The organism is Streptomyces sp. NPDC057099, from assembly GCF_042671245.1.
Taxonomy (GTDB): Bacteria; Actinomycetota; Actinomycetes; order Streptomycetales; family Streptomycetaceae; genus Streptomyces; species Streptomyces purpurascens.
Map to the genome: position 1 here is coordinate 30,965 of NZ_JBHUTX010000032.1, position 22,483 is coordinate 53,447.

Sequence of the window (22,483 nt, forward strand, 5' to 3'; positions counted from 1 at the left end):
CTACCCCGCCTCTTCAGGGGTAGTCATCCTCAAGTCACCGTCGAACGCGTCACTCGAACGTGCTAATCCGTGGGCTATCGGCCCATGGAACCCCCCACGGGCGTCCTAGGCTCCGGGCCTGACGGACATGGCCGGGGAGGGGCTCATGGAAGCGGTATCGGCGCGGGCTCGTGTGTATGTCGCCTGTGTCGCCGTCGCCGCCCTGTGCTGTCTGCTCCCCCTGCCCGGCGTCCGTACGCCCTGGTGGGCGGTCCTGCTGCTCGCCGCGCTGTACGCCGGGTGCGAGCGCGTCGCCCGGTCCCGGTTCGTCGGCATCTCGCACCCGGCCGGGACCTTCTACCCCGTGCTGCTCGCCGGCGCCTTCCTGCTGCCGGCGCCCGCCGCCGCCCTGGTCGCCGTGCCCGCCGCGCTGCTCTCGCCCGTCGGGCAGCGGCCCGTGGCGCTGCGGCGCGTCTGGCGGGCCGCCCAGCTCGTCCTCGGGGTGTGGGCCGCGGCCCGGGTGCACTGGGCGCTCGGCGGGCGGGACGCCGTCGTCGCGGGCGATGTGCCGTACGCGCTCGGGCCGGCCGGGGCCGCCGTGCTGGCGTTCTGCCTGGTGCTCGCGCTCCTGGACGGCGGGATCCTCGCTGCCGCCGAGAGGGTGCCGGTGCGGCGCGCCTGGCGGGCTCTGGTGGCGCGGTCGCTCGCGCCGATCGCCGTGCACGGGCTCGCCGGGCTGATGATGGCCGTCCTGTGGCGCAGCCCGTACGGTCCCGTGGCCGCGCTGCTCGTGCTGCTGCCGATGTGCGTCTCGTGGTGGGCCTTCGCGCAGTACCACCGGGAACGGGCCGCCCACCAGGCGACCATCCGGGCGCTGGTCCAGGCCGTCGACATCAAGGACGGGTATACGCGCGGGCACAGCGAGCGCGTCGGACAGGCCTCCATGATGATCGCGCGCGAGCTGGGCATGGACGACGAGCGCGTCGAGGTGCTCCGCTTCGCCGGGATCCTGCACGACGTCGGCAAGCTGGGCGTGCCCACCCGGCTGCTCAGGAAGAACGGGCCGCTCACCCCCGAGGAACGGCGCGTCATCGAGCTGCACCCCGAGTACGGGCACGAGATGGTGCGCGGCATCGGCTTCCTCGGCGAGGCCCGTGCCGCCGTACTGCACCACCACGAACGGCTGGACGGCAGCGGGTACCCGTACGGGCTGGTGGGCCGTCAGATCCCGGAGTCCGCACGGGTCGTGGCCGTCGCCGACGCCTTCGACGCCATGACCTCCACACGCAGCTACAGCAGGGCCCGCCCCGTCCCGGTGGCACTGGAGGAACTGGAGCGGTGCGCGGGCAGCCACTTCGACCCCGTGATGGTCACGGCCCTGGTCGAGGCCGTACGGCGGGCGGGCTGGCACCCCGCGGTGACCGCCGACGACGCCCGCACGCCCCGGGTCCCGCCGCCCGGCACACCCGTCTCCAGCCGGCCGGGGGCCCACCGATGAGCGTGTACCGGACGCCTCTCCTGCGCACCCTCGTCCACGCCTGCGCCGCCCTCCTCGCCACCGGCTCCCTCGCCGTCACCCTCTACGACGGACTCGAGGAACGCCGCGTCGCCCTCGCCTTCGGCGTCCTCGTCACCGTCGGGGAGCTCACCCGGCGCAACGGGGCGCGGGTCCGGGAACCGGCACCGCTCGGGGCCGCGGCGGCCCTGTCGTACGCGCTGCTCGGGGAGGCCGGCGGGCAGGCCACACACCACGGCCTCGCCCAGGTCGTCGCCGTGGTGCTGGCCGCCTCACTGCTCGGCAGCGTGCCGCACGTCGCGCGCGGACAGGGGCCCACCCTCGACCACCTGGCGCGCCGCATGCTCACCGTCGGATTCGTCGCCGTGTGCTTCCAGCCCCCGTACAACCGGGGGATGTTCGACGACTGGGGCGGACCCGCCTACGCGCTGCTGCTGCTCGCGCTGCTGTCCCTGACGGCGCTGTGCGACGCGGTGCTCGCCGCCGCCCTGGCCCATTCCCGCACCGGCTGGCCCTTCGGCCCGGTGCTGCGGGACGAGCTGCGGGCCGTGTGCGGCATCGGGTCCGCCGTCATCGCGACCGGGGCCGTGATGGCGCTCGCGGTCGCCGTCGTCGGGCTGTGGGCGCTGCCCGTCTTCTCCGTGCCGCTGCTGCTCGCCCAGATGTCGTTCCGGCGGTACGCCGCCGTCCGGGCCACCTACCGGCAGACCATCGCCTCCCTCGCGCGGGCCACCGAGGTCGCCGGCTACACCCCCTGCGGGCACGCCCGGCGCGTCGCCGCGCTCGGCCAGGCGGTGGGGCGGGACCTGGGCCTGACCGAGCCCGAACTGGCCGTGCTGGAGTACGCCGCGCTCATGCACGACATCGGCCAGCTGAGCCTCGTCGACCCGGTGCCGGCGGGCGCCACCGCCGATCTGCCGGCGGCGGAACAGCGGCGGATCGCGCTGCTCGGCGGGGCCGTCGTACGGCAGACGGGGGTCGACGAGGCGGTCGCCGTGGTCGTGGAGCGGCAGGCCGATCCCTACGCCGAGCAGCCGCTCGCCGCGCGAATCGTCCGGGCCGTGAACGCGTACGAGGAGAAGTCCAGGGAAGGCGGGCCCGGCGGGCCGCTGACGGCGCTGGAGGAACTCCGGCTCGCCACCGCCGGGAAGTACGCGCCGGAGGTGGTGGAATCACTGGCCCGGGTACTGGCGAGGAGCAGTCTGACTCTGCCCGTGGCTGGGTAACCCATGGGTAATGAGCGCCTCGGAGGCCGTACGTGGTTGGATGCGAAGGAGAAGGTGTCCGGGGGCTCGAAACACAGCTACGGCCAGCCCACCGAACGGAACTGGCAGGCGGGAATCGTGAGGATCTTCGGCAAGGGACGGCACCGGCCCTCCGCCTCCTGGCGGCAGGCCACAGACCGGGCGTTCACTCTGATCGGCGACGGCCGGTACGAGGACGCGGGCGCACTGTTGACACGTGCCGCCGACCTGGAGCCCTGGTTGTCCGAGTCGTGGTTCAACCTCGCGCTGCTGCACAAGTTCCGGCACGACTGGGAGCAGGCGCGGGCGGCGGGCCTCAGGGCCGTGGCCCTGCTCGACCGGGACACCGGTGCGCCCGACTGGTGGAACGTCGGCATCGCCGCGACCGCCCTCCAGGACTGGCCGCTGGCCCGGCGCGCCTGGCAGGCCTACGGGCTGCGGATGCCGGGTCCGGTCACCGCCGCCGGCGAGCCCGTCGGCATGGACCTCGGCAGCGCGGCCGTACGGCTGTCCCCCGAGGGGGAGGCCGAGGTCGTGTGGGGGCGGCGGCTGGACCCCGCGCGGATCGAGGTGCTGTCCATTCCGCTGCCGTCGTCGGGGCGGCGCTGGGGCGAGGTCGTACTGCACGACGGGGTGCCGCACGGGGAGCGGACCACGGCCGCCGGGCACACCTACCCGGTGTTCGACGAGATCGAGCTGTGGGCGCCGTCGCCGGTGCCGACGTGGGTGGTGCTGCTGGAGGCGGCGACCGAGTCCGACCGGGACGCGCTGGAGCAGCTGGCGGCCGACGCCGGGTTCGCGGCGGAGGACTGGTCTTCCTCGGTGCGGTTGCTGTGCCGGATGTGCTCGGAGTCCCGGATGCCGTCGGACGAGGGTGACGGGGAGCATCTCGATCCGCATGATCACAGTGAGCCGGGGCATCCCGGGCCGCTGGGGCATCGGACGGACGGGCAGCTGTGGGTGCCGGAGCGGGAGTGCGGGTTGGCTGCGCCGGCTTCGCTGGTTCGGGGGCTTTTGGACGGGTGGGTCGCCGACAGTCCGGATTCTCGGGATTGGCGGGATCTGGAAGAGGTCTGTTAGGTCGCCTGACGGGTGCGGTGCCGTGGGGGCTGGTCGCGCAGTTCCCCGCGCCCTCAAGAAAAAAAGGGCGTCCGACACCGGCGTAACCTGTATCAGCATCTCAGCCCGGTCAGTTTCAGGAAGGCGTACGTAACGTCATGGCTCAGCAGGACACCGATCAGCAGCACGCGGGCGTGCTCCCCGTCGATGGCGAGGGGTACGTGATCGACACGGAGGACTGCGAGGAGCGCGAGGCGGCCTGGCGGGAGCGGGGGACCTCGCGGCCGATCACGGTGGTCGGGAACCCGGTGCTGCACAAGGAGTGCAAGGACGTCACCGAGTTCGGCGAGGAGTTCCAGCAGCTCGTCGCGGACATGTTCGCCAGCCAGCGGACCGCCGAGGGCGTGGGCCTGGCCGCCAACCAGATCGGTGTCGACCTGAAGGTCTTCATCTACGACTGCCCCGACGACGAGGGCGCCCGGCACACCGGCGTGGTCTGCAACCCCAGGCTCGTCGAACTGCCCGCCGAGAAGCGCCGGCTGGACGACAGCAACGAGGGCTGCCTGTCCGTGCCCACCGCGTACGCCCCGCTCGCCCGGCCCGACTACGCCGAGGTGACCGGGCAGGACGAGAAGGGCAACCCGATCAAGGTGCGCGGCACCGGATACTTCGCTCGGTGTTTGCAGCACGAGACCGACCACCTGTACGGCTACCTGTACATCGACCGTCTCTCCAAGCGCGAGCGCAAGGACGCGCTGCGGCAGATGGCCGAGAACGAGCCCCGCTACCCCGTGGTCGCGAACGACTGAGACCTCACGAGCACCAGGCGAACGGCGTCTGTTCGGGATTCCCGTCCCGAACAGACGCCGTTCGTCTGTGTCGTTCGCCTGTCCGTCGCACGTTCGATCGCTTCTGCTCTCCTGGCGATCCGCCACCAGTCACACACCGGGAGGATCCCGGCACTGTGGGGTAGTGAATGAAGCAAATGCGTTCCCAGAACGGTCAGTTGTAGTGCTGAATGGGATGAGCGGGGTATGCAACGGCGCACGCCCGGCACGAAGGGAGGGGCGCCCGCGCCAACCGGCGGCTGAGAGGGGTTAGTTCGTGCATGCTTTGCCACACGGCACCACATCGACACCGACCACCATCGCAGTTCCACCGTCGCTCTCTCTCCCGGTGATCGAGGCGGCGTTTCCCCGGCAGCTCCACCCGTATTGGCCGAAGTGCCAGGAGAAGACCCGGGCCTGGCTGCTCGAAAAGCGGCTCATGCCCGCGGACAAGGTGGAGGAATATGCCGACGGCCTTTGCTACACCGACCTCATGGCCGGGTACTACATCGGTGCCTCCGACGAGGTCCTCCAGGCGATCGCGGACTACAGTGCCTGGTTCTTCGTCTGGGACGACCGGCACGACCGCGACATCGTGCACGGCCGTCCGGTCGCCTGGCGGCGGCTGCGGGACCGGCTGCACACGGCCCTCGACTTCCCCGGGTTGCACCTGCACCACGAGGACCCACTGGTCGCCGGGTTCGCGGACAGCGTGCTGCGGCTGTACGGGTTCCTGCCGAGAACGTGGAACCTCCGGTTCGCCCGGCACTTCCACGCGGTGGTCGACGCATACGACCGGGAGTTCCACAACCGCACCCACGGAATCGTGCCCACGGTCGACGAGTATCTCCGGCTGCGCCGGCTCACCTTCGCCCACTGGATATGGACGGATCTCCTGGAACCGGCCGCTGGATTCGAAATACCCGACCCCGTCAGGAAGCATCCTGCATACCGGCGGGCGGCGCTGCTGAGCCAGGAATTCGCCGCCTGGTACAACGACCTCTGCTCCCTTCCCAAGGAAATAGCGGGCGACGAGGTGCACAATCTCGGAATCAGTCTCATCACCCATGAGGGGTTGACTCTCGAACAGGCGGTCGTTGACCTCAGGAACCGTGTCGAGAATTGCATAGACGAATTCATCGACGTCGAACAGGAAGCATTGGGGTTCGCCGACGACCTCGCCGACGGCACCGTGCGGGGAAAGGAACTGAGCGCCGCCGTGCGGGCCTGTCTGAGCAATATGCGCAACTGGTTCAGTTCCGTCTACTGGTTCCACCACGAGTCCGGCCGGTACATGGTCGACAGCTGGGACGACCGGTCCACGCCCCCGTACGTCAACAACGAAGCGGCAGGTGAGAAATGACCGTCGAGTCCGTGCAACCCGAAGCCCTGGCTCCGGATCTGCGTGAGCCGCCCCGGGCGGGCGGCGGTGTCCCCGGCCTCGGCCACGGCTGGAAGCTCGTGCGCGATCCGCTGGCCTTCATGTCCCGGCTGCGTGACGACGGCGAGGTGGTCCGCCTGAAGCTCGGGCCGAAGACCGTGTACGCCGTCACCACCCCGGAGCTCACCGGCGCGCTGGCGCTGAGCAACGACTTCATCATCGCCGGGCCGCTCTGGGAGTCCCTGGAGGGCCTGCTCGGCAAGGAGGGCGTGGCCACGGCGAACGGGCCGCGGCACCGGCGCCAGCGGCGCACCATCCAGCCCGCCTTCCGGCTCGACGCGATCCCCGCCTACGGGCCGATCATGGAGGAGGAGGCGCACGCGCTGGCCGAGCGCTGGAAGTCCGGCGAGACCGTCGACTGCACCTCCGAGTCCTTCCGGGTGGCCGTGCGCATCGCGGCCCGCTGTCTGCTGCGCGGCGACTTCATGGACGAGCGGGCGGAGCGGCTGTGCGTCGCGCTCGCCACCGTCTTCCGCGGGATGTACCGGCGGATGGTGGTCCCGCTCGGGCCGCTCTACAGGCTGCCGCTCCCGGCCAACCGCGAATTCAACCGGGCATTGGCCGATTTGCATCTCCTGGTCGACGAGATCGTCGCCGAGCGCCGGGCATCCGGTCAAAAGCCGGACGATTTGCTGACGGCATTGCTGGAGGCGAAGGACGAGAATGGCGACCCCATCGGGGAACAGGAGATCCACGATCAGGTCGTCGCGATCCTCACCCCCGGCAGCGAAACCGTCGCCTCCACGATCATGTGGCTGTTGCATATGCTCGCGGAACACCCTGAACAGGCGGACCGGGTGCGGGACGAAGTAGAAGCCGTCACCGGTGGGAAGCCGGTGGCATTCGAGGACGTCCGGGGACTCAGGCACACCAACAATGTCGTCGTCGAGGCCCTGCGTTTGCGCCCCGCCGTCTGGATTCTGACGCGCCGCGCGGTGCGGGACACGGAACTCGGCGGATACCGGATTCCGGCCGGGGCGGACATCGTCTACAGCCCGTACGCGATCCAGCGCGACGCGAAGTCGTACGAGCGGAACCTGGAGTTCGACCCCGATCGCTGGCTGCCGGACCGGGTCAAGGACATCCCGAAGCACGCCATGAGCCCGTTCAGCACGGGCAACCGCAAGTGTCCGAGCGACCACTTCTCGATGGCCCAGCTGACGCTGATCACGGCGGCGCTGGCCGCCAGGTACCGCTTCGAGCAGGTGGCCGGTTCGAACGACGGCACGCGCGTCGGCATCACGCTCCGGCCCGACGACCTGCTGCTGCGGCCGGTGCGGAGGTGACGGACGGTGATCGTCAGGCCGCTTCGGGGCCCCTGAACGTGCGCCGGTAGGCGTTCGGCGTGGTGCCCACCGCCCGGACGAAGTGATGGCGCAGCGTGGCCGCGTTGCCGAACCCCGTTCGGCCGGCGATCGCGTCCATCGTCTCGTCCGTCGCCTCCAGCAGCCGCTGGGCCAGCAGCACCCGCTGGCGCAGGACCCAGCGGTAGGGAGTCGTCCCCGTCTCCTGCTGGAAGCGGCGGGCGAAGGTGCGCGGGGACATGTGGGCGTGGGCGGCCAACTGCTCGACGGTGACTTCCTCGTCGAGGTGGCGTTCCATCCACGACAGCACGTCGCCGATCGTGTCCCCCTCGGAGTGCGGCAGCGGGCGCTCGATGTACTGGGCCTGGCCGCCGTCACGGTGCGGCGGCACCACCATCCGCCGGGCGATCTTGTTGGCGACCTCGGTGCCCTGCTCCTTGCGCACCAGGTGAAGGCAGGCGTCGATCCCCGCGGCCGTGCCGGCGGAGGTGATCACCGGGTCCTCGTCGACGTAGAGCACGTCCGGCTCCACGACCGCCCGGGGGTACTGCCGGGCGAGGTCCCGCGCGTGCTTCCAGTGCACGGCGCAGCGGCGGTCGTCCAGCAGCCCGGCGGCGGCCAGCACGAAGGCGCCGGAGCAGACGCTGAGCACCCGGGAGCCGCGGGCGACCCCGCGCCGCAGGGCGTCCAGCAGCTCCGGCGGGAACTCACGGGACGCGTAGCTGTGCCCGGCCGGCACCGCGATCAGATCGGCCGTCTCCAGCCGCTCCAAGCCGTGCTCGACCTGGAGGGAGACGCCCGAGTTCATGCGCAGCGCCGGGCCCTCGGCCGAGGCGACCGCGAAATCGTAGACCGGCAGGCCGTCGTCGCTGCGGTCGGTGCCGAAGACCTCGCACACCACACCCAGTTCGAAGGGATTCACGCCGTCGAGCAGGACGACGGCCACGTTCTGGAGCATGTCTCCAGTGTGCCTCGCCCGTGGCAGTAATTCGAGGGTCTACGGCAGTACTGCCACTGACGGTAAGGAGTCATCGGCGCGACAGTGGTGTCCATGGAAACGAACCAGGCACAGACACTCATCGCAATGATCTTCGTACTCGGGACGCTGGTCCTCCTGGTCCTCCCGTCAGTGATCGGCATCGCGCGCGACAGGCGCGTCGACCGTCAGATCAGGGAGGCCCAGGAGGTCAGGGAGAGCGAGCGGGCTCAGAACTCCTCGTCCAGGTCGACGGTGCCCTCCACCGCCACCTGGTACGCCGAGGGACGGCGCTCGAAGAAGTTGGTCAGCTCCTGAACGCCCTGGAGCTCCATGAAGGAGAAGGGGTTCTCGGAGCCGTACACCGGAGCGAAGCCGAGCCGGCTGAGCCGCTGGTCGGCGACGCACTCCAGGTACTGCCGCATCGACTCGGTGTTCATGCCCGGGAGGCCGTCACCGCACAGGTCGCGCGCGAACTGCAGCTCGGCCTCGACGGCCTCCCGCAGCATGTCCGTGACCTGCTGCTCGAGCTGGTCGTCGAAGAGCTCCGGCTCCTCCTTGCGGACGGTGTCGACCACCTCGAAGGCGAAGGACATGTGCATCGTCTCGTCGCGGAACACCCAGTTGGTGCCGGTGGCCAGGCCGTGCAGCAGGCCCCGGCTGCGGAACCAGTAGACGTAGGCGAAGGCGCCGTAGAAGAACAGGCCCTCGATGCACGCGGCGAAGCAGATCAGGTTCAGCAGGAAGCGGCGGCGGTCGGACTGGGTCTCCAGCCGGTCCAGCTTCTCCACCGAGTCCATCCACTTGAAGCAGAACCCGGCCTTCTCGCGGATGGAGGGGATGTTCTCCACCGCGTCGAACGCGGCGGCGCGGTCCTCCGGGTCCGGGAGATAGGTGTCCAGCAGCGTCAGATAGAACTGGACGTGCACGGCCTCCTCGAAAAGCTGCCGGCTCAGGTAGAGCCGCGCCTCGGGGGAGTTGATGTGCTTGTACAGCGTCAGCACCAGGTTGTTCGCGACGATCGAGTCGCCCGTCGCGAAGAAGGCGACCAGCCGGCCGATCAGGTGCTGCTCCATCGGGGACAGCTTGGCGAGGTCGGCGACGTCCGAGTGGAGGTCGACCTCCTCCACGGTCCAGGTGTTCTTGATGGCGTCCCGGTAGCGCTCGTAGAAGTCCGGGTAGCGCATGGGACGCAGGGTGAGCTCGAAGCCGGGGTCGAGGAGATTCTGGGTGGTCATTACTGGCAGGCCTCGCAGGACTCGGGGTTTTCCAGGGAGCAGGCGACCGCGTCGGGGTCGGCCGTCTGCTGCACGGGGATGGTCTTCTCAGGCTGCGCCTGGGCCCGGGCGGCGCGGGCGATGCGGGTCGCCGGGCGCGAGCGCAGGTAGTACGTCGTCTTCAGCCCGGCCTTCCAGGCGTACGCGTACATCGAGGAGAGCTTGCCGATGGTCGGCGTCTCCATGAAGAGGTTCAGGGACTGGGACTGGTCCAGGAACGGGGTCCTGGCCGCCGCCATGTCGATCAGACCGCGCTGCGGGACCTCCCACGCCGTGCGGTAGAGCGCCCGTACGTCCGCGGGGATCCAGGCGAACTCCTGCACCGAGCCGTTGGCCTCGCGCAGTGCCTCCCGGCTGCGGGCGTCCCACACGCCGAGCCGCTTGAGCTCGTCCACCAGGTAGGAGTTGACCTGGAGGAACTCACCCGACAGCGTCTCGCGCTTGAACAGGTTGGACACCTGCGGCTCGATGCACTCGTACACGCCCGCGATGGAGGCGATGGTGGCCGTGGGCGCGATGGCGAGGAGCAGGGAGTTGCGCATGCCGGTCGCGGCGATGCGCTCGCGCAGGGCCGCCCAGCGCTCGGGCCAGGTCAGCTCCACGTCGTAGTGGTCGGGGTGCAGCACGCCCCGGGCCGTACGGGTCTTCTCCCAGGCCGGCAGCGGGCCGTTGCGCTCGGCCAGGTCGGCGGAGGCCTCGTACGCGGCGAGCATGACGCGCTCGGCGATCCGGGTGGAGAGCGCCTTGGCCTCGGGCGAGTCGAAGGGCAGGCGCAGCTTGAAGAAGACGTCCTGCAGGCCCATGGCCCCGAGGCCGACCGGACGCCAGCGGGCGTTGGAGCGGCCCGCCTGCTCGGTCGGGTAGAAGTTGATGTCCACGACACGGTCGAGGAAGGTCACGGCCGTACGGACGGTCTCGTCCAGCCGCTCCCAGTCGATGTCCCCGCGGGCCCGGTCGACGAAGGCGCCGAGGTTGACCGACCCCAGGTTGCAGACCGCCGTCTCCCCGTCGTCGGTGACCTCCAGGATCTCCGTGCAGAGGTTGGAGGAGTGGACGACGTGGCCCGGCTCGGCCGTCTGGTTGGCGGTGCGGTTGGCGGCGTCCTTGAAGGTCATCCAGCCGTTGCCGGTCTGCGCCAGGGCGCGCATCATGCGGCCGTACAGCTCACGGGCGGGCAGGGTCTTCCGCGCCAGGCCCTTCGCCTCGGCCTCCCGGTACGCGGCGTCGAACTCCTCGCCGAACAGGTCGACCAGCTCGGGCACGTCCGAGGGGGAGAACAGCGACCACGGCCCGTCGGCGTTGACCCGCCGCATGAACTCGTCCGGCACCCAGTGCGCGAGGTTCAGGTTGTGCGTACGGCGGGCGTCCTCACCGGTGTTGTCGCGCAGCTCCAGGAACTCCTCGATGTCGGAGTGCCAGGTCTCCAGGTACACCGCGGCGGCGCCCTTGCGGCGGCCACCCTGGTTCACGGCGGCGACCGAGGCGTCGAGGGTCTTCAGGAACGGGACGATGCCGTTGGAGTGGCCGTTGGTGCCGCGGATCAGCGAACCGCGGGAACGGATACGGGAGTACGACAGCCCGATGCCGCCCGCGTGCTTCGACAGCCGCGCCACCTGGTGGTACCGGTCGTAGATCGAGTCCAGCTCGTCCTTCGGGGAGTCCAGGAGGTAGCAGGACGACATCTGGGGGTGCCGGGTGCCGGAGTTGAAGAGGGTGGGGGAGGAGGGGAGGTAGTCGAGCCGGCTCATGAGCCCGTAGAGCGCGGCGACCTCGTCGACGGACTGTGCCGTGTCGTCCTCGGCGAGGCCGGCGGCGACGCGCAGCATGAAGTGCTGGGGCGTCTCGACGACCTTGCGGGTGATCGGGTGGCGGAGCAGGTAGCGGCTGTGCAGCGTCCGCAGGCCGAAGTAGCCGAAGCGGTCGTCGGCGGCCCGGTCGATCAGCGCGTCGAGCCGGGCGGCGTGCAGGCGCACGAACTCGGCGGTCCGGTCGGCGATCAGACCCTCGCGGTGGCCGACCGCGACGGACTCGGTGAAAGACGTGACACCCTGCGAGGCGGCCTCTTCACGGATGCCGATCGTCAGCAGACGGGCGGCCAGCCGGGAGTAGGCCGGGTCCTCGGAGATGAGGCCCGCGGCCGACTCCGTCGCGAGCTCGCGCAGCTCCGCGATGACCTCCTGCACGGCCCCCCGCGCGGACCGGCCGCGCAACGCGGCGGCGGCGACCCGGCCCGGGTCGGCGTCGGGGAGATCGGCGGTCAGCTCGGTCAGGGTCCGCAGCAGCGCGGCACCGGGACCGTCGTGCTCTTCTTCGGCAGCTGAGACCGGTTCGGCTGGCGCGATGGTCACGTGGGGCTCTCCCTCGCTCGGCAAGGGGCCTCGCGCAGGGCAGGGGGCAGCACACGAGCGCACACGGCGTCGCGTCCACCGGCCCATTCCACGAGGCCCGGACGTCAGGGCACCCCGGCCGGACGGCCGGGCGCGCTGTCGGCAGGTCCTCGGACTGAAGCGTGCGCGCTCCGCTTTGAGGGCGGATACGCACAAGTACACCGTTGCGGGACAGTTCCGGATTCGCACCGGATTCCCCTGCGGCGACAGCGAGCACGAGCATACATCTTGTGCTGGGTTCGGGTGACACCCCCAGATGTTGTGTCGCGCTGGTTTCAGAGTGTCAACTGGTAGGTGAGGAGAGTGATGTCCGCCAGGTGCGGGATCGGCTTCCAGTCCCGCTCGGGAGTGCGGGTGAAACCCAGGCGTTCGTAGATGCGGTGGGCTGTGCGCATGGTGCGCTGGGTCGACAGCACGATGCGCAGGCAGCCGGGCGTGGCCCGTGCGCGGTCGACGCAGGCGCGCACGAGGGCCTCACCGGTGCCGCGGCCGCGGGCGGCGTGCGAGACCGCGAGCATCCGTATCTCGGCCTCTCCCGGGCCGGCTATGTCGGCCATGGGGCCGCCGGACGGTACGAAGGTGACGCCGCCGAGGAGGGTGTCGTTCTCGACGGCGACCAGGACGTCGGCCGCGGCCGCCCGTTTGGCGACGTCCCGCAGTTCGTGGAGGTACTCGTCGCTCTGGCCGAAGTCGAGGAGCCCGTCGGTGAGGTAGGCGTGGGCCGTCAGCTCGCCGAGGGGGCCGTACTCGGTGGGTTGCACGCGCCGGATCAGAGTGTCCATGGCGTGAGTGTGTACGAGAGCGGGCCGCCGGGGTGGTCGATCACCGGCGGCCCGCTGCGGGCGTACGTGCCCAGTCGGTTCGAGTCGTTCCTAGTGGGCGGAGCCCGCGGTGGCGGGCGGGAGCTCGACCTGGACCCCCGGGTCGCCCGCGTCGGCGGTGTAGTCCTCCGGCTTGGTCTCGTCGATGCCGTCGGGGGCCTTGAGGGCCTTCAGGACGAAGGTGAGGACCACCGTCACCACCACGTTCAGCACGAACGCCGTGAGGCCGATGTAGCCGATCTCACCGATGCCGGGGATCTCCTTCGAGGAGCCGCCGAAGTGCTTCTGGGTCGGCGAGGCGACCCCGTACGCGGCGGCCGTTCCGTAGATCATGCCGACCGCCCAGCCCGCGAGCAGCGCCCAGCGGTGGAACCAGCGGGTGAACAGGCCGCCGACCAGGGCCGGGAAGGTCTGCAGGATCCAGATGCCGCCCAGCAGCTGGAAGTTGATGGCGACGGTCTTGTCCATGGTGAGGACGAAGGCCAGCGCGCCCACCTTCACCAGCAGGGAGACCAGCTTGGAGACCTTGGTCTCCTGCGCCGGCGTGGCGTCCGGCTTGATGAAGTCCTTGTAGATGTTGCGGGTGAAGAGGTTCGCGGCCGCGATGGACATGATGGCCGCCGGCACGAGCGCTCCGATGCCGATCGCCGCGAACGCCACGCCGGCGAACCAGTCCGGGAACATCGTCTCGAAGAGCTGCGGGATCGCCAGCTGCCCGTTCTGCACCTTGATCCCGGCCGCGATCGCCATGAAGCCGAGCAGCGCGAGCAGACCCAGCATCAGCGAGTACAGCGGCAGGATGGTGGTGTTGCGGCGGATCACCTCACGGCTGCGCGAGGACAGCGTCGCCGTGATCGAGTGCGGGTACATGAACAGCGCGAGCGCCGAGCCGAGCGCCAGCGTGGCGTACGTCCACTGCCCCGCCTCCGGCGGCACCAGCGCACCGCGCGGCGCGCCCGTAGCCGGGTTGGTCTGGCTGTACGCGTCGCCCGCCCTGGCGAAGATCTCGTCGAAGCCGCCCAGCTTGATCGGGATGTAGATGATCGCCACCGCGATGACGATGTAGATCAGGGTGTCCTTGACGAAGGCGATCAGCGCCGGGGCCCGCAGGCCCGAGGAGTACGTGTAGGCCGCCAGCACGCCGAACGCGATCAGCAGCGGCAGGTCCTTGATGAACCAGTTGGTGTCCTCGCCGCCGCCGACGCCCATCACGTCCAGCACGGCCTGGATGCCGACGAGCTGGAGCGCGATGTACGGCATGGTCGCGAGGATGCCGGTGACGGCCACGGCCAGCGACAGGCCCTTGGAGCCGAAGCGGCCGCGCACGAAGTCGGACGTCGTCACGTACCCGTGCTTGTGGGAGACCGACCACAGGCGGGGGAGGAAGGTGAAGATCAGCGGGTAGACCAGGATCGTGTACGGCACCGCGAAGAAGCCGGCCGCGCCCGCCGCGTAGATCGCCGCCGGTACGGCCACGAAGGTGTACGCCGTGTACAGGTCGCCGCCGAGCAGGAACCAGGTGACCCAGGTGCCGAACGACCGGCCGCCCAGGCCCCACTCGTCGAGGCTGTTCTCGTTCTCGGCCTTGCGCCATCGCGAGGCCAGGAAGCCCATGACCGTGACGAGCAGGAAGAAGAAGATGAAGACGGCGAGTGCGACGCCGTTCACGCCGTCCTTCACCGCGCACCTTCCTTACGGGCGCGCTGGTCACGCTGCCACAGCTTGTACGCGGTCATCGTCAGCGCGGTGGAGATGAGCACCCACGCCATCTGGTACCAGTAGAAGAACGGGATCCCGATGAAGGCCGGGTCGGTCTTGGCGTACGAGCCGACCCACAGCATGGCCACGAAGGGCGCTACGAGGCAGAGGGCGATGACGACCCGCATCGGCGTCACCACCGGCCCTCTACTGGCTTCTGGGGCTTGCGACATCCAGCGACTCCGTCCCCTCAGTGATCACCTGTGTAATGCGCAGGCAATCTAGGTCAGGGTGCGGCGGGAACGGAACCCCTCGTCCGCAATGCGGTACCCAATAGAAACCCGGGCCGACCAGCGGTCCGCGGCGTGCGCTACTCGACGGGCCGCTTCAGCCGGGCCACGAACTTGTAGCGGTCCCCCCGGTACACCGACCGCACCCACTCCACCGGCTGTCCGTCCCGGTCCAGCGAGTGCCGGGACAGCATCAGCATCGGCAGGCCGACGTCCGTGCCGAGCAGGCCGGCCTCGCGCGGGGTGGCCAGCGAGGTCTCGATGGTCTCCTCGGCCTCCGCGAGATGGACGTCGTAGACCTCGGCGAGCGCGGTGTACAGGGACGTGTACTTCACCAGCGACCGCCGCAGCGCCGGGAAGCGCTTGGCGGAGAGGTGGGTGGTCTCGATGGCCATCGGTTCGCCGTTGGCCATGCGCAGCCGCTCGATGCGCAGTACGCGTCCGCCGGGCGCGATGTCGAGCAGGCCGGCGAGGCGGTCGTCGGCGGTGATGTAGCCGATGTCCAGCAGCTGCGAGGTGGGTTCGAGGCCCTGGGCGCGCATGTCCTCGGTGTACGAGGTCAGTTGCAGCGCCTGGGAGACCTTCGGCTTGGCGACGAACGTGCCCTTGCCCTGGATGCGCTCCAGACGGCCTTCGACGACCAGCTCCTGCAGCGCCTGGCGCACGGTCGTGCGCGAGGTGTCGAACTCCGCGGCCAGCGTGCGCTCGGGCGGGACCGGCGTGCCGGGCGCCTGCGTGTCCGTCATGTCGAGCAGGTGCTTCTTCAGGCGGTAGTACTTGGGCACGCGTGCGGTACGGACGGGCGCCCCGCTCTCGTTCTCCGCACTGCTGACGTCGGTGCTCATGCTCCGCCTTCCCGGCTCGGTCCGCCGACACGATCCCACTTGTATACCGTCGGCGCCGCTTTTGGTCTAGTCCACCACGTCCAGTGGTCTACCCGAAGTATGGCGTGTGCAGTCGGCTTTTCGCTGGCTTATTACTTAAAGGACCCTGCATATGTAGGTCGCATAACGGCTGGTCAGAGCCTTATCGGGACTCTTGACAGGCCCCCTGGTCCGGGCCAAGCTCCTCCCTACTGGTCTACACCAATGGTCCAGGCTGAGGAGGGTGGCGTGAAGCGCAAGCTGATATCCGCGATCGGTATCGCGGGCATGATGGTCTCCATCGCGGCGTGCGGGGGCGAGGGCGGTGGTTCGGACAAGGGCGGCGCGGACGCCAAGGAGCTGACCGTCTGGCTCACCGTCGACGCCCAGAACAACTGGCCGCAGCTGGTGAAGGCCGCCGACGCCGCGGTGCAGAAGAAGCACCCCGGCCTCAAGATCAACCACGAGTACTACGGCTGGCCCGACAAGAACGCCAAGCTCGACGCCGTCCTCGCCACCGACAAGGCCCCCGACGTGGTCGAGATGGGCAACACCGAGATGCTCGGCTACATGGTCAAGGGCGCTTTCGCTCCCCTGGACCCGGCGAAGTTCGACAACTCCGACGCCTGGCTGGACGGCCTCAAGGCCTCGGTCACCTACGAGGACAAGACCTACGGCGTCCCGTACTACGCCGGCGGCCGCGTCGCCAACTGGCGCAAGGGCATCGCGGCTTCGGTCGGGGTGAAGACGCCCCCGAAGACCTACAAGGAACTGACCGCCGCCCTGGACAAGATCCAGAAGAAGGAGGGCGGCAAGTACAACGCCTGGTACCAGCCGACCCGCGACTGGTACGCGGCCATGTCCTTCGTCTACGACGCCGGCGGCGCCATCGCCACCGAGTCGGGCGGCCAGTGGAAGGCCTCTCTCTCCTCGCCCGAGTCCCTCAAGGGCCTGACGGAGTTCAAGAAGGTCGTCGACTCCTACATGCACGGCGACAAGACCAAGGACGAGTCCGACCGCTACATCGTCTACGGCCAGGGCAAGTCCTCCATGATCTTCGCCGCCGCCTGGGAGGGCGCGACCGCCGAGGACCCGAAGAACGACAAGACCGGCAAGCTCAAGGGCAACCTCGAGAACTTCGTGATGCCCGGCCCGTCCGGCAAGAACATGCCCGTCTTCCTGGGCGGCTCCGACCTCGCCGTGCCGGTGAAGTCCGACGCGCAGGCCCTGGCCGCCGAGTGGATCAACGCCTACACCGGCTCCTCCGGGCAGAAGGGCCTGATGGCCAAGGGCAATCTGCCCAACAACAAGACCGACCTCGCGACGCTGAAGAACGACCCGGCGACGGCGGTCCCCGCCACCGCGGCCGAGTCCAACTGGTTCGTCCCGATGGCCCCCGGCTGGGGCCAGGTCGAGAAGGCGCAGATCCTGCAGACCATGCTGCAGAGCATCGGCACCGGCAAGAAGTCGGTCGAGGCCGCCGCCAAGGACGCGGACGCCGCGATCGACAAGGTCATCAACACCAAGTGACCTACGGGCGGGGCTCCCTCACCGGGCTGAGCCCCGCCGTCGCCAGACCTGAGGGAGCGCCGAGGAGCACGCGATGAGTGCCGCAGACACCACCACCCCCGCCAAGGTGCCGCCATCGCGGCAGGTACCGCCACCCCCTTCCGACGATCCGCCACGGGTGAAGCGGCCGTCGGGCGGGGCCACGGCCCCCTGGCTGCTGCTCGCGCCCTGCCTGCTGATCCTCGCCCTGGTCATGGGCTATCCGCTGGCCCGGCTGGTCACCCTGTCCTTCCAGAAGTTCGGGCAGTCCCAGCTGTGGGGCTTCCAGCCGGCCGAGTCGGTCGGGTTCGACAACTTCGCCAAGGTGCTGGGCGACGGCGAGTTCTGGGCCGTCGTCCTGCGCACCATCGTCTTCGCGGCCGGAGCCGTCGTCTTCACGATGGTGATCGGCATGGCGCTCGCCCTGCTGCTCCAGCGGGTCTCCGGCTGGCTGAAGGTGCTCATCAACATCGTGCTGGTGGCGAGCTGGGGCATGCCGGTGATCGTGGCGACCACGGTCTTCAAGTGGCTCTTCGACTCGGACTACGGCGTCCTCAACGCGCTGCTCAGCAAGCTGCCCGGCGTGGAGATGATCGGCCACAACTGGTTCGCGAGCGGGCCCCAGGGCCTGGCCGTGATCATGCTGCTGGTGGTGTGGGGAGCCGTGCCGTTCGTGGTGATCACGCTCAGCGCCGGTCTCACCCAGGTCCCCAAGGAACTGGAGGAGGCGGCCCGCCTGGACGGCGCCGGCTCCTGGGGCGTCTTCCGCTACGTCACCCTGCCCGTCCTCAAGCCGATCATCGTGATGCTCACGACCCTGTCGGTCATCTGGGACATGGGCGTCTTCCCGCAGGTGTTCGTCATGCGCAACGGCCACCCCGAGCCGGAGTTCCAGGTCCTCAACACCTACTCCTACGACCGGGCCTTCGTGGTCAACGACTACGCGCAGGGCTCGGCCATCGCGCTGATCACCGTCCTGCTGCTGCTCGGCGTGGTCGCCGTCTACATGCGGCAGATGCTGAAGATCGGAGAGGTCGAATGAGCACGCTCGCCGGAGCCGGCCGCCGTAGGTCGCGGCTCGGCTGGAACCTCCTCGGCCTCCTGGTCTTCGTCGTCGCCGGCTTCCCGCTCTACTGGATGCTCAACACGGCGTTCAAGCCCGCCAAGGACGCCATCGACCCGGACCCGAGCCTGCTGCCCACCGGCATCACCTTCGCCAACTTCGGCCGGGCGCTGGACATCGCCGACTTCTGGGGCCCGGTGGGCCGCAGCCTGGTGGTGTCGCTGGCGGTCGTCGTCATCGGCATGGTCGTCGGGCTGCTGGCCGCGCTCGCCATCTCCCGGTTCGCCTTCCGCGGCCGGAAGATCGTGATCGTGGGCATCCTGGCGGTCCAGATGGTCCCGCTGGTCGCCATGATCATCCCGGTGTTCCTGCTGCTCAACGACCTGGGCCAGTACGACCGGCTGACCGGCCTCATCATCACCTACCTGACCTTCGTCCTGCCGTTCACGGTGTGGACGCTGCGCGGCTTCATCGTCAACATCCCGAAGGAACTGGAGGAGGCGGCCATGGTCGACGGCTGCTCCCGCACCGGCGCCTTCCTCCGGGTCGTCTTCCCGCTCCTGGCCCCCGGCATGGTCGCCACCTCGGTCTACGGCTTCATCCAGGCCTGGAACGAGTACCTCTACGCCCTGATGCTGCTCAGCCAGAAGAACCAGACCGCGACCGTCTGGCTCGGCAACTTCACCACCAAGCACGGCACCGAATACGCCCCGATGATGGCCGGCGCCACGATGATGGCCGTGCCCATCGTCGCCCTCTTCCTCCTCGTCCAGCGCAAGATGGCCGCGGGCCTGACCGCGGGCGCCGTGAAGGGATGACCCCACCCGATGACGACACTCGCCAGCGGTGCCGACACGCTCACGCGTGACGCCCTGACGGTTCTCCAGCCCGGCTTCACCGGCACCACCGCCCCCGACTGGCTGCTGCGCCGGCTCGGCGAGGGCCTCGCCTCCGTCGGCCTGTTCGGCCGCAACATCGCCTCGCCCGGCCAACTGGCCGCACTCACCGCGCAGCTGCGGGCCGAGCGCGACGACGTCCTGGTCGCGATCGACGAGGAAGGCGGTGACGTGACCCGCCTGGAGGTGCGGTCCGGCTCCTCCTTCCCGGGCAACCACGCGCTCGGCGCGGTCGACGACGTCGAGCTGACGCGAGCCGTCGCCCACGAACTGGGCCGCCGCCTCGCCTCCTGCGGCGTGAACCTCAACTGGGCCCCCTCCGCCGACGTGAACTCCAACCCGTCCAACCCGGTGATCGGTGTCCGCTCCTTCGGCGCCGACACCGACCTGGCCGCCCGGCACACCGCGGCCTATGTGTCGGGCCTGCAGTCCGCCGGAGTCGCCGCCTGCACCAAGCACTTCCCCGGCCACGGCGACACGGCCGTCGACTCCCACCACTCCCTCCCGCGCATCGACGTCCCCGCGGACGTCCTCACCGAGCGCGAACTGACCCCGTTCCGCGCCGCCATCGCCGCCGGCACCCGGGCCGTGATGAGCGCCCACATCCTGGTCCCGGCCCTGGACCCCGACCAGCCGGCCACCCTCTCCCGGCGCATCCTGACCGGCCTGCTGCGCGGCGAACTCGGCTACGACGGCCTCATCGTCACCGACGGCATGGAGATGCGGGCCATCGCCGGCACCTACGGCATCGAACGCGGCAGCGTCCTCGCCGTCGCCGCCGGCGCCGACGCGATCTGCGTGGGCGGCGGCCTGGCCGACGACGCGACCGTACTGCGGCTGCGCGACGCCCTGGTCGCGGCGGTACGCACGGGCGAACTCCCCGAGGAACGCCTCGCCGACGCCGCGGAGCGGGTACGGGCACTGGCCCGCTGGACGGGCACTGCGGCCCGCTCACCCGAGGACGCACACGGCGACGACATCGGCCTGCGGGCCGCCCGCCGCGCCCTCACGGTCACCGTCGCCCCGGGCCTGGAGCGCCCGGAGAGCTTCAAGCCCCTCACCGAACCGCCCTACGTCGCCGCCCTCACCCCCGTCGCCAACATCGCGGTCGGCGACGAGACCCCCTGGGGCGTCGCAGCGGAACTCCTCCACCTCCTGCCGGGCACCGTGACCGGCAGCTACTCCGCCGAGGCCGGCAAGGACGACGAGAGCGGCGCGAGCGCCGGACGGGCGGCCCTCGAGGCGGCCGGTCCGCGCCGCATCGTCGCCGTCGTCCGCGACGAACACCGCCACCCCTGGATGGCCTCCGCCCTCGACACCCTGCTGGCGGCCCGCCCCGACACCGTCGTGGTCGAGATGGGCGTCCCCCAGGCCGCCCCGCGCGGCGCCCTGCACATCGCCACCCATGGCGCGGCCCGCGTCTGCGGCCGGGCGGCAGCCGAGGTGATCACCGGGCTCGCCGGGATCTCGGGGTTGTAAGGCTCCATCCAGATGTAGTACTTCTTATACATGAGCGAGCAGGTGCACAACAGGTTGGCCATGGTGCGTGCCGAACGGAAGGTGTCGCGCCAGAGCCTGGCCGAGGCAGTGGGAGCCCACTACCAGACCATCGGCTACATCGAGCGGGGGCAGTACAACCCGAGCCTCGACCTGGCGCTGAAGATCTCGAAGTTCTTCGGCCTGCCGGTCGAGGCCGTGTTCTCCCTCGAACCGTTCCGCCCGCTCACGGACGAGGTCTACGGGAGGAACCAGCCATGACGACGACACACCTGACCCGCTACGACCGGAGCATGCTGCGGCTGATGAACGACCGCCGGGGCCAGGCCTGGTACGCCACGGCGGCACGCCGGCGTCTGGCCGTCGCGGCGCACATCACCCTCACCGTGGCCATCGGCGGACTGATGACCCACTTCTTCCTCACCGAGGGCGAGCCGCTGTGGCCCGTCGCCGTGATGGCCGTACTGCTGCTCCCCTGGATGGTCGCGACCGGCGTCATCAACGGTGCAACCAGGGGCCTGCTGGAGCTGCGCGAACACGTCCTGGACGAGAGGCAGTCGGCGGAACGCAGCCGCGTCCTGGCCCGCGCCCACCGCATGACGACCCTGCTCCTGGCAGCGGTGGCGGTTTCCTTGCTGATCACGGGCGGCGTCGCCGGCGACGCCCCGAAGGCCTACGCCGCGCCCCTGCTCATCGCCGTCCTCGTCGTCCACCGGCTGATGCCGCTCTGGGTGGCCGGCCTGCGCGCCCAGGACGAGCCGGCCGAGGACGACGTACTGGAGGCCGGGGCCCCCGCGACTGCGGCGTGACCCGAACGGCAGGGTCCCGGCGACCGGGGCTCCAGCGGCAGGGACGCGAGCGACTGGGACTCGGGAGGGCAGGCCCTAGATCCCCTGCCACTCCGGCTTGTTGACGTACGTGTGCCGGAAGTAGTCCGCGAGCTTCAGCTTCGACGCGGCGGCCTCGTCGACGACGACGGTCGCGTGCGGGTGGAGCTGGAGCGCGGACGCGGGGCACACCGCGGCGACCGGCCCCTCCACCGTCGCCGCGACCGCGTCCGCCTTGCCCTCGCCGGTGGCGAGCAGCACCAGGTGCCGGGCCTCCAGGATGGTGCCGATGCCCTGCGTGATCACGTGATGCGGCACCTGGTCGATGTCGCCGTCGAAGAACCGCGCGTTGTCGATCCGGGTCTGCTGGGTCAGCGTCTTGATCCGGGTCCGCGACGCCAGCGACGAGCACGGCTCGTTGAACCCTATGTGCCCGTCGGTCCCTATCCCGAGCAGCTGAAGGTCCACACCCCCGGCGTCCGACAGCGCCTTGTCGTACGCCTCGCACGCGTCCTGCACGTCCTCGGCCGCACCGTCCGGTCCCGTGAACCGGCCCATCCCGATCCCGAGCGGCTCCAGCACCTCACGCCGCAGCACCGAGCGGTACGACTCCGGATGGTCGGCGGGCAGTCCCACATACTCGTCGAGCTGCGCGATCCGTGCCCCCGTGACGTCCACGGCACCGGAGCGCGCCTTGGCCGCCAGCGCCTCGTACACGGGCAGCGGCGTCGAGCCCGTGGCCACGCCGAGCAGCGCCTCGGGCTTGCGCCGGAGCAGCTGGGCCATGGCCTCGGCGATGAGCTCGCCGCCCGCCTTGGCGTCCGGAACGATGACAACTTCCACGCTGGGCCTGCCGATCTGAGAGGAATGCTCGACTGGGACTGGACCCCCGAGGGGCATGTGGTTTAGACCAATCTAACAGAGCGGGGCCGCCGCTCCCAGGGTGTACGCCCTCGCTCCCGAGCGGGCG

General features: G+C 70.0%; 20 protein-coding genes and 1 riboswitch. Of the genes, 12 read left to right on the forward strand and 8 right to left on the reverse strand.

The features are described 5' to 3' along the window. Positions 1 to 145: 145 nt before the first annotated feature. The 6 genes from ACFT4A_RS29660 to ACFT4A_RS29685 all read left to right on the forward strand — a co-directional run bounded on the left by ACFT4A_RS29660 (position 146) and on the right by ACFT4A_RS29685 (position 7,352). Positions 146 to 1,477 carry an HD-GYP domain-containing protein gene (locus tag ACFT4A_RS29660; protein WP_382835869.1) on the forward strand — a complete coding sequence of 444 codons (1,332 nt, stop codon included), beginning with the start codon at positions 146 to 148 and terminating at the stop codon, positions 1,475 to 1,477. Continuing rightward, on the forward strand, positions 1,474 to 2,721 hold the full coding sequence (locus ACFT4A_RS29665; protein ID WP_382835872.1) for an HD-GYP domain-containing protein: 1,248 nt from the start codon (positions 1,474 to 1,476) through the stop codon (positions 2,719 to 2,721). Before ACFT4A_RS29660 ends, ACFT4A_RS29665 begins: the two co-directional genes overlap by 4 nt. A gap of 117 nt (positions 2,722 to 2,838) precedes the next feature. After that, the gene (locus ACFT4A_RS29670) at positions 2,839 to 3,819 is read left to right on the forward strand and encodes a tetratricopeptide repeat protein (protein ID WP_382836007.1); all 981 of its coding nucleotides are present in this window, start codon (positions 2,839 to 2,841) and stop codon (positions 3,817 to 3,819) included. A gap of 137 nt (positions 3,820 to 3,956) precedes the next feature. Continuing rightward, complete coding sequence (def, locus tag ACFT4A_RS29675) at positions 3,957 to 4,607, forward strand: peptide deformylase (RefSeq protein ID WP_382835874.1); 651 nt, start codon at positions 3,957 to 3,959, stop codon at positions 4,605 to 4,607. Positions 4,608 to 4,902: 295 nt separating this feature from the next. Further along, on the forward strand, positions 4,903 to 5,988 hold the full coding sequence (gene cyc1 / locus ACFT4A_RS29680) for an epi-isozizaene synthase (RefSeq protein WP_382835877.1): 1,086 nt from the start codon (positions 4,903 to 4,905) through the stop codon (positions 5,986 to 5,988). Next, positions 5,985 to 7,352: a cytochrome P450 gene (locus tag ACFT4A_RS29685; RefSeq protein ID WP_382835880.1), complete on the forward strand. Its 1,368-nt coding sequence runs from the start codon at positions 5,985 to 5,987 to the stop codon at positions 7,350 to 7,352. Before cyc1 ends, ACFT4A_RS29685 begins: the two co-directional genes overlap by 4 nt. A gap of 13 nt (positions 7,353 to 7,365) precedes the next feature. Here the strand turns inward: ACFT4A_RS29685 and ACFT4A_RS29690 are convergent, their stop codons facing one another. The 7 genes from ACFT4A_RS29690 to ACFT4A_RS29720 form a co-directional block, all read right to left on the reverse strand. Beyond that, on the reverse strand, positions 7,366 to 8,328 hold the full coding sequence (locus tag ACFT4A_RS29690) for a GlxA family transcriptional regulator (RefSeq protein ID WP_382835883.1): 963 nt from the start codon (positions 8,326 to 8,328) through the stop codon (positions 7,366 to 7,368). A 248-nt stretch (positions 8,329 to 8,576) separates the two neighbouring features. Beyond that, positions 8,577 to 9,584 carry a ribonucleotide-diphosphate reductase subunit beta gene (locus ACFT4A_RS29695; RefSeq protein ID WP_382835886.1) on the reverse strand — a complete coding sequence of 336 codons (1,008 nt, stop codon included), beginning with the start codon at positions 9,582 to 9,584 and terminating at the stop codon, positions 8,577 to 8,579. Beyond that, the gene (locus tag ACFT4A_RS29700) at positions 9,584 to 11,971 is read right to left on the reverse strand and encodes a ribonucleoside-diphosphate reductase subunit alpha (RefSeq protein ID WP_382835889.1); all 2,388 of its coding nucleotides are present in this window, start codon (positions 11,969 to 11,971) and stop codon (positions 9,584 to 9,586) included. Before ACFT4A_RS29700 ends, ACFT4A_RS29695 begins: the two co-directional genes overlap by 1 nt. Positions 11,972 to 12,093: 122 nt before the next feature. Beyond that, positions 12,094 to 12,250, reverse strand: a riboswitch (cobalamin riboswitch). 35 nt (positions 12,251 to 12,285) lie between these two features. Beyond that, on the reverse strand, positions 12,286 to 12,792 hold the full coding sequence (locus ACFT4A_RS29705; RefSeq protein WP_382835891.1) for a GNAT family N-acetyltransferase: 507 nt from the start codon (positions 12,790 to 12,792) through the stop codon (positions 12,286 to 12,288). Positions 12,793 to 12,882: 90 nt separating this feature from the next. Further along, the gene (mctP, locus tag ACFT4A_RS29710; protein WP_382835894.1) at positions 12,883 to 14,511 is read right to left on the reverse strand and encodes a monocarboxylate uptake permease MctP; all 1,629 of its coding nucleotides are present in this window, start codon (positions 14,509 to 14,511) and stop codon (positions 12,883 to 12,885) included. Continuing rightward, positions 14,508 to 14,762, reverse strand: coding sequence for a DUF3311 domain-containing protein (locus ACFT4A_RS29715; protein WP_382835897.1), 255 nt, complete (start codon positions 14,760 to 14,762; stop codon positions 14,508 to 14,510). The genes mctP and ACFT4A_RS29715 overlap by 4 nt, the downstream gene beginning before the upstream one ends. A 137-nt stretch (positions 14,763 to 14,899) precedes the next feature. Then, positions 14,900 to 15,664: a GntR family transcriptional regulator gene (locus ACFT4A_RS29720; protein WP_184590614.1), complete on the reverse strand. Its 765-nt coding sequence runs from the start codon at positions 15,662 to 15,664 to the stop codon at positions 14,900 to 14,902. Positions 15,665 to 15,931: 267 nt separating this feature from the next. On the opposite strand from ACFT4A_RS29720, the gene ACFT4A_RS29725 reads away from it, so the two are divergent. From ACFT4A_RS29725 to ACFT4A_RS29750, 6 genes are all read left to right on the forward strand, one after another. Continuing rightward, entirely contained in the window at positions 15,932 to 17,212 is a 1,281-nt protein-coding gene (locus ACFT4A_RS29725) for an extracellular solute-binding protein (protein WP_382835899.1), read from the forward strand. A gap of 73 nt (positions 17,213 to 17,285) precedes the next feature. Further along, complete coding sequence (locus ACFT4A_RS29730) at positions 17,286 to 18,272, forward strand: carbohydrate ABC transporter permease (protein WP_382835901.1); 987 nt, start codon at positions 17,286 to 17,288, stop codon at positions 18,270 to 18,272. Further along, positions 18,269 to 19,111 carry a carbohydrate ABC transporter permease gene (locus ACFT4A_RS29735; RefSeq protein WP_382835903.1) on the forward strand — a complete coding sequence of 281 codons (843 nt, stop codon included), beginning with the start codon at positions 18,269 to 18,271 and terminating at the stop codon, positions 19,109 to 19,111. Before ACFT4A_RS29730 ends, ACFT4A_RS29735 begins: the two co-directional genes overlap by 4 nt. 9 nt (positions 19,112 to 19,120) lie before the next feature. Further along, a complete protein-coding gene (locus tag ACFT4A_RS29740; RefSeq protein WP_382835906.1) occupies positions 19,121 to 20,668 on the forward strand; it encodes a glycoside hydrolase family 3 protein in 1,548 nt (515 codons plus the stop codon). A 30-nt stretch (positions 20,669 to 20,698) separates the two neighbouring features. Then, the gene (locus ACFT4A_RS29745) at positions 20,699 to 20,947 is read left to right on the forward strand and encodes a helix-turn-helix transcriptional regulator (protein ID WP_184590604.1); all 249 of its coding nucleotides are present in this window, start codon (positions 20,699 to 20,701) and stop codon (positions 20,945 to 20,947) included. Further along, positions 20,944 to 21,495 (forward strand): hypothetical protein, encoded by a 552-nt coding sequence (locus ACFT4A_RS29750; RefSeq protein WP_382835909.1) that lies wholly within the window; start codon positions 20,944 to 20,946, stop codon positions 21,493 to 21,495. The genes ACFT4A_RS29745 and ACFT4A_RS29750 overlap by 4 nt, the downstream gene beginning before the upstream one ends. A 75-nt stretch (positions 21,496 to 21,570) precedes the next feature. Here the strand turns inward: ACFT4A_RS29750 and nagB are convergent, their stop codons facing one another. Then, positions 21,571 to 22,356: a glucosamine-6-phosphate deaminase gene (gene nagB / locus ACFT4A_RS29755; RefSeq protein ID WP_382835911.1), complete on the reverse strand. Its 786-nt coding sequence runs from the start codon at positions 22,354 to 22,356 to the stop codon at positions 21,571 to 21,573. Positions 22,357 to 22,483: the final 127 nt, after the last annotated feature.

Coding starts and splice junctions, on each gene's coding strand:
- ACFT4A_RS29705 (WP_382835891.1), bottom strand. CDS start 12,792: ATGGACACTCTGATCCGGCGCGTGCAACCCACCGAGTACGGCCCCCTC.
- ACFT4A_RS29695 (WP_382835886.1), bottom strand. CDS start 9,584: ATGACCACCCAGAATCTCCTCGACCCCGGCTTCGAGCTCACCCTGCGT.
- ACFT4A_RS29665 (WP_382835872.1), top strand. CDS start 1,474: ATGAGCGTGTACCGGACGCCTCTCCTGCGCACCCTCGTCCACGCCTGC.
- ACFT4A_RS29735 (WP_382835903.1), top strand. CDS start 18,269: ATGAGCACGCTCGCCGGAGCCGGCCGCCGTAGGTCGCGGCTCGGCTGG.
- ACFT4A_RS29660 (WP_382835869.1), top strand. CDS start 146: ATGGAAGCGGTATCGGCGCGGGCTCGTGTGTATGTCGCCTGTGTCGCC.
- ACFT4A_RS29685 (WP_382835880.1), top strand. CDS start 5,985: ATGACCGTCGAGTCCGTGCAACCCGAAGCCCTGGCTCCGGATCTGCGT.
- ACFT4A_RS29750 (WP_382835909.1), top strand. CDS start 20,944: ATGACGACGACACACCTGACCCGCTACGACCGGAGCATGCTGCGGCTG.
- ACFT4A_RS29690 (WP_382835883.1), bottom strand. CDS start 8,328: ATGCTCCAGAACGTGGCCGTCGTCCTGCTCGACGGCGTGAATCCCTTC.
- ACFT4A_RS29745 (WP_184590604.1), top strand. CDS start 20,699: ATGAGCGAGCAGGTGCACAACAGGTTGGCCATGGTGCGTGCCGAACGG.
- def (WP_382835874.1), top strand. CDS start 3,957: ATGGCTCAGCAGGACACCGATCAGCAGCACGCGGGCGTGCTCCCCGTC.
- ACFT4A_RS29715 (WP_382835897.1), bottom strand. CDS start 14,762: ATGTCGCAAGCCCCAGAAGCCAGTAGAGGGCCGGTGGTGACGCCGATG.
- ACFT4A_RS29720 (WP_184590614.1), bottom strand. CDS start 15,664: ATGAGCACCGACGTCAGCAGTGCGGAGAACGAGAGCGGGGCGCCCGTC.
- ACFT4A_RS29730 (WP_382835901.1), top strand. CDS start 17,286: ATGAGTGCCGCAGACACCACCACCCCCGCCAAGGTGCCGCCATCGCGG.
- ACFT4A_RS29740 (WP_382835906.1), top strand. CDS start 19,121: ATGACGACACTCGCCAGCGGTGCCGACACGCTCACGCGTGACGCCCTG.